This window comes from Bacillus sp. URHA0034 (genome assembly GCF_056280405.1).
This window is the reverse complement of record NZ_JBWCDK010000002.1, coordinates 1,143,509-1,160,207: the sequence shown is the minus strand read 5'-3', so window position 1 is coordinate 1,160,207 and position 16,699 is coordinate 1,143,509. Positions and strand designations below refer to the sequence as shown.

At 39.8% G+C, this 16,699-nt stretch carries 13 protein-coding genes and 1 pseudogene; all 14 read left to right on the top strand.

What is annotated here, in order from left to right; translation table 11 throughout:
- Position 1: 1 nt before the first annotated feature.
- The 14 genes and pseudogenes from tsf to ACZ9EE_RS07585 all read left to right on the top strand — a co-directional run bounded on the left by tsf (position 2) and on the right by ACZ9EE_RS07585 (position 16,684).
- Entirely contained in the window at positions 2–886 is an 885-nt protein-coding gene (gene tsf / locus ACZ9EE_RS07650) for a translation elongation factor Ts (RefSeq protein WP_476026044.1), read from the top strand.
- A 327-nt stretch (positions 887–1,213) separates the two neighbouring features.
- Positions 1,214–1,939: a UMP kinase gene (gene pyrH, locus ACZ9EE_RS07645; protein WP_235743166.1), complete on the top strand. Its 726-nt coding sequence runs from the start codon at positions 1,214–1,216 to the stop codon at positions 1,937–1,939.
- Positions 1,939–2,496: a ribosome recycling factor gene (gene frr, locus ACZ9EE_RS07640; protein WP_476026043.1), complete on the top strand. Its 558-nt coding sequence runs from the start codon at positions 1,939–1,941 to the stop codon at positions 2,494–2,496. The genes pyrH and frr overlap by 1 nt, the downstream gene beginning before the upstream one ends.
- A 269-nt stretch (positions 2,497–2,765) precedes the next feature.
- Complete coding sequence (locus ACZ9EE_RS07635) at positions 2,766–3,542, top strand: isoprenyl transferase (RefSeq protein WP_476026042.1); 777 nt, start codon at positions 2,766–2,768, stop codon at positions 3,540–3,542.
- Between the two features lie 43 nt (positions 3,543–3,585).
- Positions 3,586–4,380, top strand: coding sequence for a phosphatidate cytidylyltransferase (locus tag ACZ9EE_RS07630; protein ID WP_476026041.1), 795 nt, complete (start codon positions 3,586–3,588; stop codon positions 4,378–4,380).
- Between the two features lie 34 nt (positions 4,381–4,414).
- Positions 4,415–5,565 (top strand): annotated as a pseudogene (dxr, locus tag ACZ9EE_RS07625) (1-deoxy-D-xylulose-5-phosphate reductoisomerase).
- Positions 5,566–5,605: 40 nt separating this feature from the next.
- Positions 5,606–6,865 (top strand): RIP metalloprotease RseP, encoded by a 1,260-nt coding sequence (gene rseP, locus ACZ9EE_RS07620; protein ID WP_476026040.1) that lies wholly within the window; start codon positions 5,606–5,608, stop codon positions 6,863–6,865.
- Positions 6,866–7,023: 158 nt separating this feature from the next.
- Positions 7,024–11,349 (top strand): PolC-type DNA polymerase III, encoded by a 4,326-nt coding sequence (locus ACZ9EE_RS07615; protein ID WP_476026039.1) that lies wholly within the window; start codon positions 7,024–7,026, stop codon positions 11,347–11,349.
- A gap of 484 nt (positions 11,350–11,833) precedes the next feature.
- A complete protein-coding gene (gene rimP / locus ACZ9EE_RS07610) occupies positions 11,834–12,304 on the top strand; it encodes a ribosome maturation factor RimP (protein ID WP_476026038.1) in 471 nt (156 codons plus the stop codon).
- Between the two features lie 38 nt (positions 12,305–12,342).
- Positions 12,343–13,467 (top strand): transcription termination factor NusA, encoded by a 1,125-nt coding sequence (nusA, locus tag ACZ9EE_RS07605; RefSeq protein WP_476026037.1) that lies wholly within the window; start codon positions 12,343–12,345, stop codon positions 13,465–13,467.
- 15 nt (positions 13,468–13,482) lie between these two features.
- Entirely contained in the window at positions 13,483–13,755 is a 273-nt protein-coding gene (rnpM, locus tag ACZ9EE_RS07600) for an RNase P modulator RnpM (RefSeq protein ID WP_476026036.1), read from the top strand.
- 8 nt (positions 13,756–13,763) lie between these two features.
- Positions 13,764–14,066 carry a YlxQ family RNA-binding protein gene (locus tag ACZ9EE_RS07595; RefSeq protein WP_476026035.1) on the top strand — a complete coding sequence of 101 codons (303 nt, stop codon included), beginning with the start codon at positions 13,764–13,766 and terminating at the stop codon, positions 14,064–14,066.
- Positions 14,067–14,087: 21 nt separating this feature from the next.
- Complete coding sequence (infB, locus tag ACZ9EE_RS07590) at positions 14,088–16,406, top strand: translation initiation factor IF-2 (RefSeq protein ID WP_476026034.1); 2,319 nt, start codon at positions 14,088–14,090, stop codon at positions 16,404–16,406.
- The gene (locus tag ACZ9EE_RS07585; RefSeq protein ID WP_476026033.1) at positions 16,403–16,684 is read left to right on the top strand and encodes a DUF503 domain-containing protein; all 282 of its coding nucleotides are present in this window, start codon (positions 16,403–16,405) and stop codon (positions 16,682–16,684) included. The genes infB and ACZ9EE_RS07585 overlap by 4 nt, the downstream gene beginning before the upstream one ends.
- Positions 16,685–16,699: the final 15 nt, after the last annotated feature.

Sequence of the window (16,699 nt, the reverse complement as noted above, 5' to 3'; positions counted from 1 at the left end):
AATGGCAGTTACTGCTCAAATGGTTAAAGAACTTCGCGAAAAAACAGGCGCAGGCATGATGGACTGTAAAAAAGCACTTACCGCAACAGACGGTGATATGGAAAAAGCAATTGATTTCTTACGTGAGAAAGGGATCGCTAAAGCGGCTAATAAAGCTGACCGTATTGCTGCTGAAGGTTTAACTTCAGTTGTCGCACAAGGAAACGAGGCTGTTATCCTTGAAGTAAACTCAGAAACAGACTTCGTTGCGAAAAACGAAGCGTTCCAAGCTTTAGTACAAGAGCTTGCTCAACATTTACTAAAAAACAAACCAGCTACTGTTGAAGAAGCATCTGCTCAAACAATGGAAAATGGTGCAACTGTTAATGACCACATCAACGCTGCAATCGCAAAAATCGGAGAAAAGCTTTCACTTCGCCGTTTTGCAATCGCAACTAAGTCTGACAACGATGCATTTGGCGCTTACATCCACATGGGCGGTCGTATCAGCGTTCTAACAGTTCTTGAAGGAACTACTGAAGAAGCCGCTGCGAAAGACGTTTCAATGCACATCGCTGCATTAAGACCAAAATATGTTTCTCGTGATCAAGTTTCTCAAGAAGAAGTTGAGCATGAGCGTCAAGTGTTAACACAACAAGCACTTAACGAAGGCAAGCCAGAAAACATCGTAGCAAAAATGGTTGAAGGCCGTCTTGGCAAATACTTTGAAGATGTATGTCTTCTTGACCAAACTTTTGTTAAAAACCCTGATCAAAAAGTTCGCCAATTCGTTGAATCAAAAGGTGCAACTGTTCGTGAATTCGTACGTTACGAAGTAGGCGAAGGTATTGAAAAGAAAGAAGACAACTTCGCTGAAGAAGTTATGAATCAAGTAAATAAAAAATAAGTCAAATATTCTCCAGCTTAAACACAAATGCTATATGGGAATGTTACTGTTATAGTTTTTTTATAGGGGACACGGTGTGTTCCCTATTTTTAAAGGGAAATATATAATAAAAATATCTAGCTCCAGCGCCTATGGGCTCGAGGTCACAAGCCAATCCGTCCAAAAGGTTAAAGAACAACCTTTCGGCCGGCTCGTCTTGTGCTTGGCTACATTAAGCTAACGCTTTTGTACGCATTAAGGGCGACTAAGCACTTATCAATGCAAAATCGCCCTATATCGCCCATAATCAAGGCGCTTGCGCTTTTAAAATTACATACGGAGGTTTATATGAGCGGTCCAAAGTACAAAAGAGTGGTTTTAAAATTAAGCGGGGAAGCACTTGCTGGTGAGTCCAGTTTTGGAATTAAACCTTCTGTCATTAAGTCTATTGCTGAACAGGTAAAAGAAGTAGCAGAACTAGGCGTTGAAGTAGCTGTGGTCGTTGGCGGAGGTAATATATGGCGCGGTAAAATCGGCAGTGAAATGGGAATGGATAGAGCCACTGCAGATTATATGGGCATGCTTGCAACCGTGATGAATTCTTTAGCGCTGCAGGATAGCCTAGAGCAACTAGGAATTGAATCCCGTGTGCAAACATCGATCGAAATGCGCCAGGTTGCTGAGCCGTATATCAGACGTCGGGCAATGAGACATTTAGAAAAACAACGGGTTGTTATTTTTGCAGCCGGTACAGGTAATCCTTACTTCTCAACAGATACAACTGCAGCATTAAGGGCAGCGGAGATTGATGCAGAAGTGATTCTCATGGCGAAAAACAATGTCGATGGTGTTTATTCAGCAGATCCTAGAATTGATCCAAATGCCACTAAGTATGAAGATCTTACCTTCTTGGATGTCATTAAGGAAGGATTAGCGGTTATGGATTCAACTGCTTCTTCACTATGTATGGATAATGATATTCCGCTCATTGTTTTCTCCATTATGGAACAAGGAAATATTAAAAAAGCCGTTATGGGTGAAAAAATTGGTACAATCGTTAGGGGGAAAAACTAATGCCAAAACAAGTCATTGCTTCAACAAAAGATCGTATGACCAAAGCAATCCAAGCATATTCTCGTGAGCTTGCCAGCATTCGTGCAGGCCGTGCAAGTGCTTCATTGCTAGATCGTATCACCGTTGATTATTATGGGGCACCAACACCTGTGAATCAAATGGCAGGGATCACAACTCCAGAAGCACGTTTACTTGTGATTCAGCCTTATGATAAATCGATTTTAGGTGATATTGAAAAAGCAATCTTGAAATCTGATTTAGGTTTAAATCCAACGAATGACGGTTCGATTATTCGGATTGCGATTCCACAATTGACTGAAGAACGCCGGAAAGAACTTGTTAAAGTTGTGAAGAAAGAAGCAGAAGAAGCAAAAATAGCGATCCGTAACATTCGCCGTGATGGAAACGATGATTTGAAGAAGCTCGAAAAAAATGGTGAAATTACAGAAGATGCCCTTCGCGGGTACTCTGATGATATCCAGAAGCTTACGGACGAGTTTATTCAAAAAGTCGATCAAATTACGAAAGATAAAGAAAAAGAAATTTTAGAAGTTTAATTAATAGATGCTGGCAGATAAAAGTTGAGTTAAAAGACCCTCTTTAAAAGGGGGTTTTTTCTCTATTTTTTGATGATTTAGATTGTCCCCTAAATTTTCTGAACATTATTCTTAATTACTGTTATTTTACATAGGTTATTATTAGAGATATCTTTTAGGTTTTTTGGTATGATAATATCATCTAACCTGAAGATACTTTTACATATTTGGATATGTGAATCCATGATTTATTATCGGAGGATATGATTAATTAATTGAGGAGCAATGTTATGTTGAATAAATTTGGGCTTTGGAAGAAGCCGGCTAACTCTTCCGCACTCCGAGATAAAATAGAAGAAATAAAAGAATCGCCTGTTCCTGAACATGTCGCCATTATTATGGACGGTAATGGGCGTTGGGCAAAAAAAAGGGCTTTACCACGTATTGCAGGTCATCACGAAGGCATGAAGGTTGTTCGAAAGACAACCATGCTGGCGAATATTCTCGGAATCAAGGCCTTAACTTTATATGCCTTTTCTACAGAGAACTGGAAACGTCCAAAAAATGAAGTGGAATATATTATGAAGCTTCCGGAAGAATTTTTAGGTACTTTTCTTCCTGAACTTATTGAGAATAATGTTCAAGTTAAAATGATGGGATATAAAGATCAACTGCCTTCACATACACTCCGTGCAATTGAGAGGGCGGTAGAAGAAACAAAGGATAATACAGGACTGGTCCTGAATTTTGCCTTGAATTATGGAAGCAGGGCGGAAATACTCGATGCCGTAAAACAAATTATAAATGATAGTAAAAATGGCATACTGAAGGAAGCAGAACTAAACGAACAAGTTTTTTCCTCGTATTTAATGAGTTCCGATTTTCCGGACCCGGATCTGTTAATCCGTACAAGTGGAGAAATCCGCTTAAGTAACTTTATGCTTTGGCAATTAGCATACTCGGAATTCTGGTTTACAGACGTATTATGGCCTGATTTTAATGAAGAATATTTTCTTGAAGCAATTGAAGCGTATCAAAAACGTCAGCGCAGGTTTGGCGGAATCTAAAGTATCCCTCTCTTTAAGAACATAAAAGGTGTTGAACTAGTAGATGAAGCAAAGAATCATTACAGCAGTGGTAGCAGCGGCATTATTTGTACCGATTGTATTTTACGGCAGACTTCCTTTTGTTCTGTTGACGTACATTCTTGCTACAATAGGGTTATATGAACTATTGAAAATGAAACAACTAAGTATCTTTTCAGCTCATGGACTAATATCGCTTTTATTTCTATGGGTGATTATTTTTCCTAAGCAATATCATCATGTTCTCTCGGATTTTTATTATTCCAAAGCAGAGATCGCGATAATATTTATTTTGTTGTTTTTAGCCTATACGGTTGTCACAAAAAATCGATTTACCTTTGAAGATGTCTCTTTCTGCATATTATCGGCGATTTATGTAGGAATTGGGTTTTATTTTTTTATTGAAACCCGTGAGGCAGGAATTGTTTATGTTTTTTATTCACTATTTATTATTTGGGCTACAGACTCAGGTGCCTATTTTGTTGGCAAAGCAATGGGGAAAAACAAGCTATGGCCTGAAATTAGTCCCAATAAAACAGTAGAAGGTTCATTAGGCGGTGTCGTGTGTGCTGTCATCGTGGGAATATTATTTTCGTTATTTTCCACAACTATCCCGGTAGGCCTTGTTACTTTAATGGGAATTACCGTTGTTCTTTCTGTTTTTGGACAAATAGGCGACCTTGTCCAATCTGCTTTTAAACGTCATTTTAACGTAAAGGATTCAGGTAACATTCTGCCAGGTCATGGAGGGATTCTGGATCGCTTTGATAGCTTATTATTTGTTTTGCCACTATTAAACCTATTCCATCTTTGGATATAATGGCTGTTTTTTTACTTATTAGGAGTTGAAACACTTGAAGATAATTAGTTTATTAGGTGCTACGGGTTCAGTAGGAATCCAAACGATTGATATTATTCGTGAGCACGCTAACGAATTTCAACTAGCAGCATTTTCGGTTGGAAAAAATATTGAATTAGCACGTAAATTGATTAATGAATTTAAACCACTACTTGTCTCTGTACAGGATTCGAGTGATTGTGCTTCGTTAAGAGCAGAATTCCCGAACACGAAGTTTACTTTTGGCAGTGAAGGATTGATTGAGGTAGCTGTTTTTAAAAAATCGGATATCCTCGTCAATGCTGTCCTAGGAAGCAGCTATGTGTAGGACTGCATCCCACATTACAAGCTATTGAATGCGGGAAGGTCATTGCGATCGCGAATAAAGAAACGTTAGTTACTGCAGGACATTTAGTGATAGAGGCGGCTAAAAGAAATAATGTACCGTTACTCCCTGTTGACAGCGAACATTCTGCCATTTTTCAAGCTTTGCAAGGAGAAATGGATAAAAATATTGAACGATTAATTTTAACAGCATCTGGCGGCAGTTTCCGTGACCAGACCCGTGCGGAACTAAGGGATGTAACCGTAGAGCAGGCTTTAAACCATCCGAATTGGTCGATGGGGGCGAAAATTACCATTGATTCAGCGACCATGATGAATAAAGGATTAGAAGTAATCGAGGCTCACTGGTTGTTTGGGGTTCCATTTGAAAAAATTGATGTTTTGCTACACAAAGAAAGTATTATTCATTCAATGGTAGAATTTCATGACTCCAGCATTATTGCCCAATTAGGAACACCAGATATGAGAGTACCGATTCAATATGCACTTACCTATCCGGACCGGCTTCCGCTGCGATTGGCTAATCGGTTGAATCTTGCCGAGGTTGGTAAGCTGCATTTTCAGGAAATGGATTTAAAACGTTTCCGCTGCCTAGATTTTGCCTATCATGCCGGTACGAAAGGCGGCACTATGCCAACGGTATTAAATGCAGCCAACGAAGCGGCAGTGGCTGCTTTCTTAAAAGGGAAAATTCGTTTCTTACAGATTGAGGATTTGATTGAACAAGCATTAAATAAACATCAAGTGATTGAAAATCCAAGTTTAGCTATAATAGAAGAAGTTGACAAAGAGACTCGTCAGTTTGTACACTCACTTCTATAGGAATGTTCCTTCCCTATCCTGAGAAAAGGTGGTTATGTCATTGACTACAGTTATTGCCTTCATAGTGATTTTTGGCGCTTTGGTCTTTTTCCATGAATTCGGACATTTCATTTTCGCAAAAAGAGCGGGTATTCTCTGTCGTGAATTTGCAATTGGGATGGGACCAAAGGTGTTTACTCATAAAAAAGGAGAAACTACTTATACCATTCGTCTATTACCGATTGGCGGCTTTGTTCGAATGGCCGGAGAAGATCCGGAAATGGTTGAAATTAAGCCTGGTTATCGGATTGGACTTATGTTTGATAAGCAAGAAAGCGTCAATAAAATCATTTTAAATAATAAAGAGAAATTTCCAAAAGCAAGGATTGTTGAAGTCGAGTATGCTGATATTGAAAAGGATTTAATCATAAAAGGATATCCGGAAGATGAAAACGAAAGTTTACAGACATTCTCCATCGATCCAAAAGCAATGATTGTTGAAAATGGGATTGAATCGCAAATTGCCCCAATTGACCGTCAATTTGGATCGAAAACCTTACCACAAAGATTTATGGCCATTTTTGCAGGTCCAATGATGAATTTTGTTTTAGCATTTGTTGTGTTTATCATCATTGCTTTATTACAAGGCGTTCCATCGAATGACCCTAAATTAGGCGCTATTACTCCTGATGGAGCAGCAAAATCAGCAGGTCTAGAGAAAGGGGATATTGTCCAAAGTATTAATGGTTCGGAAATTTCGAGCTGGACAGATGTAGTCGAAATTATCCGGAAAAGTCCGAACCAAAAACTTGATTTCTCGATCGTGCGAGATGGTAAAGAAAAAGAAATCCAAGTGACCCCGCTCGAAAAGACGGTAGATGGCGATAAAATGGGGATAATCGGTGTTTATAGCCCTGTCGAAAAATCACCGGTTCAAGCTGTGAAATCAGGATTTACTGAAACCTATTTCTGGACAAAGCAAATATTTGTAATGCTAGGTAAGTTGGTTACAGGTCAATTTTCCATTGATGCCCTATCCGGTCCAGTTGGAATCTATAAGTCCACAGATGAGGTAGCCAAATCAGGAATCTATTATTTGATGAAGTGGGCTGGCATATTAAGCATTAACTTGGGGATTATGAACTTACTGCCAATTCCTGCCCTCGATGGTGGCAGGTTAATGTTCTTTGCTGTTGAAGCAGTAAGAGGAAAACCAATTGACAGACAAAAGGAAGGAATGGTCCATTTTATCGGCTTTGCTCTCCTTATGCTGCTCATGCTGGTGGTTACCTGGAATGATATCCAGCGATTTTTCCTATAAATGAACAATTAAATTTGTTATCCTTAATAAGGATCGCCGAGATGCGGTCCTTATTTTTTTGTGGAACATTATGTCGAAATAAACCGAACTATTTATCATATGGTATAATTAATTTTTGGTATAGATAAATAATAGTTTTTATAGATGGGAGAGAGACGATGAGCGAACATGCCTTAGGCAATAAAGAGCGATTCAAACTCTTGCTCCAGCAGCTGGAACTTGTAGAAGATGCTGTAGTAGTACATTTCCAAAATGCACAAATTGAAAGGCTTCTGGTTGAAAAGAAGGAAAGGAAGTGGCACTTTCAATTTTTATTTGAAAACATACTTCCATTCAATGTGTATCTTAAGTTTACAACACAACTCGAAAGAACATTCACAAATATCGCAGCGATTTCCTATAATATTCAGGTAACGAATCAAGCCAGCACACCGGAGCTTTTGCTAGAATACTGGAACTATTGCATTCAGCAAATTGACGGTATAGCACCGCCGCTTGTTAAACTTCTAAATGAACAAATACCTGAAGTCAGCGGGAATAAACTAACCGTTTCTGTTAGAAACGAAGCAGAAGGACTCGCCTTAAAACGTAAATATGGTCCTATTATCGGAGATATCTATCAATCGTTTGGTTTTCCGCTGTTAGCGATTGACACTGAAATAAAAGGTGAAGAAAAAAACGAAGAATATCAGCAATTCTTACTGGCTAAGCAGAAAGAAGATCAAGAGCGTGCACATATGGCTGTGATAGAAATGCAAAAGAAAGAAGCTGATAAAGGTCAAGCTGGAGGAGATGTACCTTCAGGACCGCTTACGATTGGGTTAACGATCAAGGATGATAGTGAGCTTCGTAGTTTAATTGATATCGTTGATGAAGAAAGACGAGTTGTCGTCCAAGGGTATATCTTTGATGCTGAAATTAGAGAGCTTCGAAGCGGACGTTCCCTATTAACTTTTAAAATTACAGATTACACCAGTTCGATCATCGTAAAAATGTTTTCTCGTGATAAAGAAGATGCTGCCCTATTCCAGCTTGTTAAAAAAGGCCTATGGGTAAAGGTTCGGGGAAGCGTTCAAAACGATACCTTTGTCCGTGACCTAGTCATGATTTGTAATGATATCAATGAAATTAAACCAGCTGGACGAAAAGATACGGCCCCTGAGGATGAAAAAAGAGTGGAACTGCATCTTCATACACCAATGAGTCAAATGGATGCCGTAACGCCAGTAAGTGCGCTAATTGCACAAGCAAGTAAGTGGGGTCATAAAGCGATTGCTGTTACAGACCATGCTGTTGCCCAGTCCTTCCCTGAAGCTTACGGCGCAGGGAAAAAGAATGATATTAAGATCCTTTACGGTGTGGAAGTGAACCTAGTTGATGATGGGGTGCCAATTGCTTATAATGATGCTCATCGTTTGCTGGCTGAGGATACATTTGTTGTATTTGACGTTGAGACAACAGGACTTTCTGCTGTTTATAATACGATCATTGAGCTCGCAGCCGTTAAAATTCACAATGGGGAAATTATTGACCGGTTTGAATCATTTGCAAATCCACATCAACGTCTTTCTGCCACGATTATTAACTTAACTAGTATTACAGATGACATGCTTAAAGATGCTCCAGAAGTTGATGAAGTAATTAAGAACTTTTATGACTGGGCAGGAGATGCTGTTTTAGTTGCCCATAACGCTTCTTTTGATATGGGGTTCTTGAATGTAGCCTATAAGCAAATCGGCTTAGAAAAAGCCAAAAATCCTGTCATTGATACCTTAGAGTTAGGACGATTTTTATACCCAGAAATGAAAAATCATCGCTTAAATACATTAGCCAAAAAATTTGATATTGATTTAACTCAGCATCACCGGGCTATATACGATACAGAAGCAACGGGTTACTTACTCTTAAAAATGCTTAAGGATGCCCTTGAAAAAGGGATTGAGTACCATGATCAATTCAATGATAATATGGGTAAGGGAAATGCTTATCAACGTGCCCGTCCATACCACTGTACCCTTTTAGCGCAAACCGAAGCAGGCTTGAAAAATCTTTTCAAACTAATTTCGATTTCACATATTGAGTACTTTTACAGAGTACCAAGACTTCCAAGGTCTGTATTGCAAAAATATCGTGAAGGAATTTTAGTAGGGTCAGGTTGTAATAAAGGGGAAGTGTTTGAAGGGATGATGCAAAAATCCCCTGAAGAAGTCGAAGCATATGCGGGCTTTTATGACTATCTTGAAGTTATGCCAAAAGAAGTGAATGCACCGCTGATCGAAATGGAATTGGTACGCGACGAGAAAGCAATGGAGGATATCATTAGTAAAATTGTCGCCCTAGGTGATAAATTGGGTATTCCAGTCGTCGCGACAGGAAATGTTCATTATTTAACCGAAAATGATAAAATATATCGCAAAATCTTAATTAATTCCCAAGGTGGGGCCAATCCATTAAACAGACATCAACTGCCGGATGTTCATTTTAGAACGACAAACGAAATGCTTGATGCTTTCTCGTTTTTAGGTGCAGAAAAAGCGAAAGAAATAGTCGTCACCAATACCAATAAAATTGCCGGTATGATCGATGTTATTAAGCCGATCAAAGACGATTTGTATACACCTCGGATTGAAGGTGCGGATGAAGAAATGCGTGAAATGAGTTATTCAATGGCACGCAGTATCTATGGTGAACAGCTTCCAGAGATAGTAGAAGCTAGGCTGGAAAAAGAATTAAAAAGTATCATTGGGCACGGATTTGCTGTTATTTATTTGATCTCACATAAATTGGTTAAAAAGTCACTTGATGATGGTTATCTTGTTGGATCAAGGGGATCTGTCGGTTCATCGTTAGTTGCGACAATGACAGAGATTACCGAAGTAAATCCACTGCCGCCGCATTATGTTTGTCCGAACTGTAAACATTCCGAGTTCTTTAACGACGGGTCAGTCGGTTCCGGATTTGACTTACCAGATAAAGATTGTCCAAATTGTGGAGGGAAATATCGTAAAGACGGGCATGATATCCCATTCGAAACATTCTTGGGTTTCAAGGGAGACAAGGTACCTGATATCGATTTGAACTTTTCCGGAGAGTATCAGCCGCGCGCCCATAACTATACAAAGGTATTATTCGGTGAGGAATACGTCTATCGTGCCGGAACCATTGGTACGGTTGCCGATAAAACGGCGTTTGGTTATGTGAAAGCCTATCAGCAGGATAATAACCTGCAAATTCGTGGTGCGGAAATTGAACGGCTGGCTTCCGGCTGTACTGGCGTAAAAAGGACAACCGGTCAGCATCCAGGAGGAATTATCGTTATACCAGACTATATGGATGTCTATGACTTTACCCCTATTCAATTCCCGGCCGATGATCGAAATTCCGAATGGAAAACAACTCATTTTGACTTCCATTCCATTCATGATAACGTCCTAAAGCTTGATATACTTGGACACGACGACCCTACCGTCATCCGGATGCTCCAGGATCTTAGCGGAATCGATCCCAAAACTATTCCGACCGATGACCCAGAAGTCATGAAAATCTTCAGCAGCACCGAATCTCTTGGGGTAACAGAGCAGCAAATTATGTGTAAAACCGGTACATTAGGGATTCCTGAATTTGGTACCCGATTTGTTCGGCAAATGCTGGAAGATACAAAGCCAACCACCTTCTCGGAGCTAGTCCAGATTTCGGGTTTATCACATGGAACGGATGTATGGCTTGGAAATGCACAGGAATTGATTCACAACAAAATCTGTAACTTAAGTGAAGTAATTGGTTGTCGTGATGATATCATGGTGTATTTAATTTATCAGGGTCTTGACCCATCCTTTGCCTTTAAGATCATGGAGTCCGTACGTAAAGGAAAAGGTTTAAGCGAAGAAATGGAAGCTGAGATGCGCAAGAATGAAGTACCTGAATGGTACATTGATTCCTGCAAAAAAATAAAGTACATGTTCCCTAAAGCTCACGCCGCCGCCTATGTATTAATGGCTGTCCGGATTGCCTATTTTAAGGTTCATCTTCCACTTCTTTATTATGCTGCTTATTTCACGGTTCGTGCCGAGGACTTTGATATTGAAGCTATGTCACGTGGTCCTGAAGCAATACGTGGAAAACTGGAGGAAATAAATGCAAAAGGGCTTGAGGCATCAAATAAAGAGAAGAACTTACTAACTGTCTTAGAGCTTGCCCTTGAAATGACAGAAAGAGGCTTCAGCTTCCAAAATTATGATTTATATAAATCGGATGCCTCCGAATTTATTATCGAAGGGAATACCTTAATTCCTCCATTCAACTCCATTCCGGGATTAGGAACGAATGCTGCCTTTAATATTGTTAAGGCGAGAGAAAATGGAGAATTCCTATCTAAAGAAGACTTGCAGCAGCGTGGTAAGGTATCTAAGACAATCCTTGAATATCTTGACAAACAAGGCTGTCTAGCCGCACTGCCTGAACAAAATCAGCTTTCACTGTTCTAAACAGGCGCTTCCGCTTTTGTTTGGATCTAGCTGCAGCGCCTAGGGGCTCGAGGTCATAAGCTTATCCAGTTGCAGCTCCTTGGGACTCGAAGCATAAGCCACCCCCTGAAGAAGGCAAAACGCGCCTTCTTGCAGGGCTCGTCTAATGCTTTCGTCCCAGGACAGTCGCCTCCACATTTAAGTCAATCCGTCAGGAAGGTTAAAGAACAACCTTCCCGCCGGCTCGTCTTATGCCTGTCGCCCCTGACCAAGGCGCTTCCGCTTTTGTTTGCATATAAACTATGGTTATGGTATAGTTTTATTGGAAATACTAAGAAATACTCTCGAGTTCAAGAGTGGGGAAACCCACTCTTTCGTTATGTAACCAAGCTGCTTTAAATGCATCTTGGTTTTGTTTACTATTTGTTTTTTAGTAATACTTGATAAAACTTTCCGTGAACTACATAGAATTTGGGTGGAAATAATAGAGAAAAGGAGGTAAAGCATGAGCAAAGTAACGGAAGTTGTTGAAGAGCTGGCTGCACCAATTTTTCAAGAGCTTGGATTAGAATTAGTGGAAATCGAGTATGTAAAAGAAGGAAAAAGTTGGTTTCTTCGCGTATATATCGATAAGGATGCCGGTGTGGATATCGAGGACTGTGGTATCGTCAGCGAACGGCTGAGTGAGAAACTAGATGAATTAGACCCCATTCCCCATAACTATTTCCTAGAGGTATCATCCCCAGGTGCAGAGAGGCCTTTAAAGAAGGCAAAAGACTTTGAAAAGGCTGTAGGTAAAAATGTTTTTATCAAAACCTATGAGCCCATTGATGGGGAAAACAAGTTCGAGGGCACATTAGTGGAATTTGATGGCCAACATGTTACTGTTGAAATTAAGATAAAAACCCGGAAAAAATCAATTCAAATTCCATTTGAAAAAGTAGCAAGTGCACGTTTGGCTGTTACCTTTTCGTAAAAAAGAAAATTTAATAAGGATTAGGGGGATACAAGCAAATGAGCAGCGAATTATTAGATGCTCTTACAATACTGGAAAGAGAGAAAGGCATTTCCAGGGATATTTTGATGGACGCCATTGAAGCAGCACTTATTTCAGCATACCGCCGAAATTTCAATCAGGCTCAAAATGTCCGCATCGATTTAAATTTAGGAACAGGTTCTATGCGTGTTTTTGCACGTAAAGAGGTAGTTGATCAAGTTTTTGATCCTCGTCTGGAAATATCTATCGAAGATGCCCAGCGAATCAACCCCAATTATCAAGTTGAAGACGTTGTCGAAATGGAAGTAACACCTAAAGACTTTGGCAGGATTGCGGCACAAACAGCAAAACAAGTGGTTACCCAGCGTGTAAGAGAAGCTGAACGTGGAATTATTTATTCTGAATTTATTGACCGTGAAGAAGATATTATGACTGGTATTGTCCAAAGACTGGACTCGAAATTTATTTATGTCAGTCTCGGAAAAATTGAAGCCTTACTACCTGTAAATGAACAAATGCCTAATGAACGATACAAACCGCACGATCGTATCAAAGTATTTATTACAAAGGTTGAGAAAACGACCAAAGGACCACAAATATTTGTATCACGTACGCATCCTGGGTTATTAAAACGATTATTCGAAATTGAAGTACCGGAAATTTATGATGGTACAGTGGAGATTAAATCAGTTGCCCGTGAAGCAGGGGATCGCTCGAAAATTTCTGTCCATTCAGATAATCCTGAGGTTGACCCGGTTGGATCATGCGTTGGTCCAAAAGGAACCCGCGTTCAGGCTGTTGTAAATGAATTAAAGGGTGAAAAAATCGATATTGTGAAGTGGTCTGATGACCCAGTTGTGTTTGTCGCTAATTCATTAAGTCCATCAAAGGTGCTTGATGTTATGGTGAACGAAGCAGATAAAGCAACTACTGTTATAGTACCTGACTATCAACTTTCATTGGCTATTGGGAAACGGGGACAAAATGCCCGCCTTGCGGCCAAACTAACCGGCTGGAAAATTGATATCAAATCAGAAACAGATGCACGTGAAATAGGAATTTATCCACGTGAGGAAACAATCAGACTATTCGACGATCAAGTCGATAATGAGTTTGAATTTGACGAAGAGATAGATGATTAGGTGAGGTGTTGACGAGTGAACACTAGAAAAAAAGTTCCTATGCGCAAATGTGTGGCAACCGGTGAAATGAAACCGAAAAAAGAACTCGTTCGCATCGTTCGTTCAAAAGAAGGGGAAGTTTCCATCGATTTGACTGGAAAGAAATCCGGCCGAGGTGCATACCTTTCAAAGAACAAAGAAGCTGTACAGTTAGCCAAGAAAAAAAACACCTTATCTAATCACTTAGAAGTACCGATAAATGATTCGATCTATGAAGAGCTACTTGAGTTAATAGAGAAGGAGAACTGACTATCCAAATGAAGGACAATCAATGGATGTCATTGCTTGGCTTAGCCAATCGAGCGCGTAAAATCATATCAGGTGAGGAACTTGCCCTTAAGGAAATTCGAAACAATAAGGCAAAACTCATTTTATTAGCCGCAGATGCATCTGCAAATACAACTAAAAAAATTACAGATAAATGTAATTCTTATCATGTGCCTTTAAAAATGGTGGAAGATCGTTATCTTCTTGGTCAGGCAATTGGCAAAGAAGCCCGCGTTGTTGTAGCTGTTATGGATGGTGGATTTGCAAAGAAATTGGTAACGTTGCTCGATTAAATCTAGCGGGGGTGAAACAATATGAGTAAAATCCGTGTTTATGAATACGCAAAAAAACACAATATTTCAAGTAAAGAAATTATCAATAAACTAAAAGAAATGAATATAGAGGTATCCAATCATATGGCAACAATAGAAGATGCAGATGTAAAAAAGCTGGATGCCACATATAACAAAAAGGCAGAAGGTTCTACTTCGCAGCCCAAACAAAACAATGGGCAGCAAAACCGTTCAAATGTCCGTTCTGGAGGGCAGCAAAACCGCCAAAACCAAAGACCGGCACAAACAGGTCAAAAACCTCAAGTACAGGCGAGATCACCAAAAGCATTTGAGGAAGCTGCCGATAAAAATACAGCTCCCAGCAAGGTAAAAGTTGTCTCACCACCAAAACAGGTGGAGGGCAAAAAGCAAAACCAAGAATACCAATCAAAAGAAAATAAAGTGTTTAATAATGCTGATAAAGCTAAGGCAAAGCCATATAATAATAATCAAAATCGTAATAATAACCAAAATCGTAATAATAATAAAAAGAAAACACACACCCCAGTTCAACATTCTCAGCCTGTCAAGAAAAAGGAAAAAGAGCTGCCAACTAAAATTACCTTTAGTGAATCTTTAACGGTTGGAGAATTAGCGAAAAAGATCTATCGTGAACCATCTGAAATCATTAAAAAGCTGTTTTTACTGGGTGTTATGGCAACCATCAACCAGGTGCTTGATAAAGATGCAATTGAATTAATTGCCGGCGAGTATGGCGTTGAAGTAGAAGAAGAAATCAAAATTGATACTACTGATTTAGAAGTGTATTTTACAGAAGACGCTTCGGAAAACTTGGTGGAAAGACCTTCGGTTGTCACGATTATGGGACACGTTGACCATGGTAAAACAACCTTGCTTGATTCCATCAGGAATACAAAGGTAACGGAAGGCGAAGCCGGTGGAATTACCCAGCATATTGGCGCCTACCAAGTTGTTGAAAACGGTAAGAAAATTACCTTCCTAGATACTCCTGGACATGCTGCATTTACAACGATGCGTGCCCGTGGTGCACAAATTACTGACATTACGATTCTTGTGGTGGCAGCCGATGACGGCGTAATGCCACAAACGGTTGAAGCGATTAACCATGCAAAAGCAGCGGAAGTTCCAATTATTGTAGCAGTTAATAAAATGGATAAAGAAGCTGCCAATGCTGACCGTGTTATGCAAGAATTAACTGAACATGGATTAGTAGCAGAAGCATGGGGTGGGGATACTATCTTTGTACCACTTTCCGCAAAAACAGGAGAGGGTATCGATAATCTGCTTGAAATGATTCTACTCGTTGGCGAAGTAGAAGAATATAAAGCAAATCCAAACCGAAATGCAGTTGGAACAGTAATCGAAGCCCAATTGGATAAAGGACGCGGTTCTGTTGCAACATTATTAGTACAAAATGGTACACTAAAAATAGGTGATCCAATCGTTGTTGGAAATACCTTTGGCCGTGTTCGTGCCATGGTTAATGATAAAGGACGCCGTGTGAAAGAAGCAGGACCATCTACTCCTGTTGAAATCACAGGTTTGAATGATGTACCGCAAGCAGGAGATCGTTTCGTCGTATTCGAAGACGAAAAAACGGCTCGTCAAATTGGTGAGGCCCGTGCCCAAGTTGCATTAGCAGCACATCGCGGTGAAAAATCAATTGTCAGCTTGGATAATCTGTTTGAGCAGTTAAAGCAGGGTGAAATGAAGGATTTAAACATTATTTTAAAAGCTGATGTTCAAGGATCCGCTGAAGCAGTCGCAGCTTCCCTGCAGAAAATTGATGTTGAAGGCGTGAATATTAAAATCATTCATAATGGTGCTGGTGCTATTAATGAATCTGATATTACTCTTGCGGCAGCATCAAATGCGATCGTAATTGGCTTCAACGTTCGTCCCGATGTAAATGCAAAGCGTGCGGCTGAAGCTGAAAAAGTCGATGTTCGTCTCCACCGGATTATTTATAAAGTAATTGAAGAAATTGAAGCAGCCATGAAAGGGATGCTTGACCCTGAATTCCAAGAAAAAATTATTGGGCAGGCTGAAATTCGTCAAACCTTTAAGGTATCAAAAGTGGGTACGATTGCTGGTTCATATGTTACTGATGGAAAAATCACTCGTGACAGCGGAATTCGTTTAATCCGCAATGGTGTTGTAATCTTTGAAGGGCAAATCGATGCATTGAAACGATTTAAAGATGACGCTAAAGAGGTTGCACAAGGTTATGAATGTGGAATCACAATTAAAAACTTCAATGATGTTAAAGAAGGAGATATCATTGAGGCATATGTAATGGAAGAAGTCGAGCGTAAATGATCGTCGGCGTAGCCGAATGCGAATGCATGATTTATGATGCCCATTCTTTAAAAGATAAACGGGCGGTACTGCAGCGAATCCTTACCCGTTTAAAACAGAGATTTAATGTATCTGTTGCAGAAGTGGATTATCAAGATGTTTGGCAAAGAACAAAGATTGCCATTGCAGTTGTTACATCCACACGGGTTGCTACCGAGCATGAATTACAAAATGCGTTCAAACTAATCGACTCATTTCCAGAAATAGAAAGAACGATCACCGAGATTGAATGGCTTTAAGTTAAGAGGTGAATG

Excerpts from the sequence above, each read along its gene's own strand:
- tsf (WP_476026044.1), top strand. The coding sequence starts at position 2 with ATGGCAGTTACTGCTCAAATGGTTAAAGAACTTCGCGAAAAAACAGGC.
- pyrH (WP_235743166.1), top strand. The coding sequence starts at position 1,214 with ATGAGCGGTCCAAAGTACAAAAGAGTGGTTTTAAAATTAAGCGGGGAA.
- frr (WP_476026043.1), top strand. The coding sequence starts at position 1,939 with ATGCCAAAACAAGTCATTGCTTCAACAAAAGATCGTATGACCAAAGCA.
- ACZ9EE_RS07635 (WP_476026042.1), top strand. The coding sequence starts at position 2,766 with ATGTTGAATAAATTTGGGCTTTGGAAGAAGCCGGCTAACTCTTCCGCA.
- ACZ9EE_RS07630 (WP_476026041.1), top strand. The coding sequence starts at position 3,586 with ATGAAGCAAAGAATCATTACAGCAGTGGTAGCAGCGGCATTATTTGTA.
- ACZ9EE_RS07615 (WP_476026039.1), top strand. The coding sequence starts at position 7,024 with ATGAGCGAACATGCCTTAGGCAATAAAGAGCGATTCAAACTCTTGCTC.
- rimP (WP_476026038.1), top strand. The coding sequence starts at position 11,834 with ATGAGCAAAGTAACGGAAGTTGTTGAAGAGCTGGCTGCACCAATTTTT.
- nusA (WP_476026037.1), top strand. The coding sequence starts at position 12,343 with ATGAGCAGCGAATTATTAGATGCTCTTACAATACTGGAAAGAGAGAAA.
- ACZ9EE_RS07595 (WP_476026035.1), top strand. The coding sequence starts at position 13,764 with ATGAAGGACAATCAATGGATGTCATTGCTTGGCTTAGCCAATCGAGCG.
- infB (WP_476026034.1), top strand. The coding sequence starts at position 14,088 with ATGAGTAAAATCCGTGTTTATGAATACGCAAAAAAACACAATATTTCA.
- ACZ9EE_RS07585 (WP_476026033.1), top strand. The coding sequence starts at position 16,403 with ATGATCGTCGGCGTAGCCGAATGCGAATGCATGATTTATGATGCCCAT.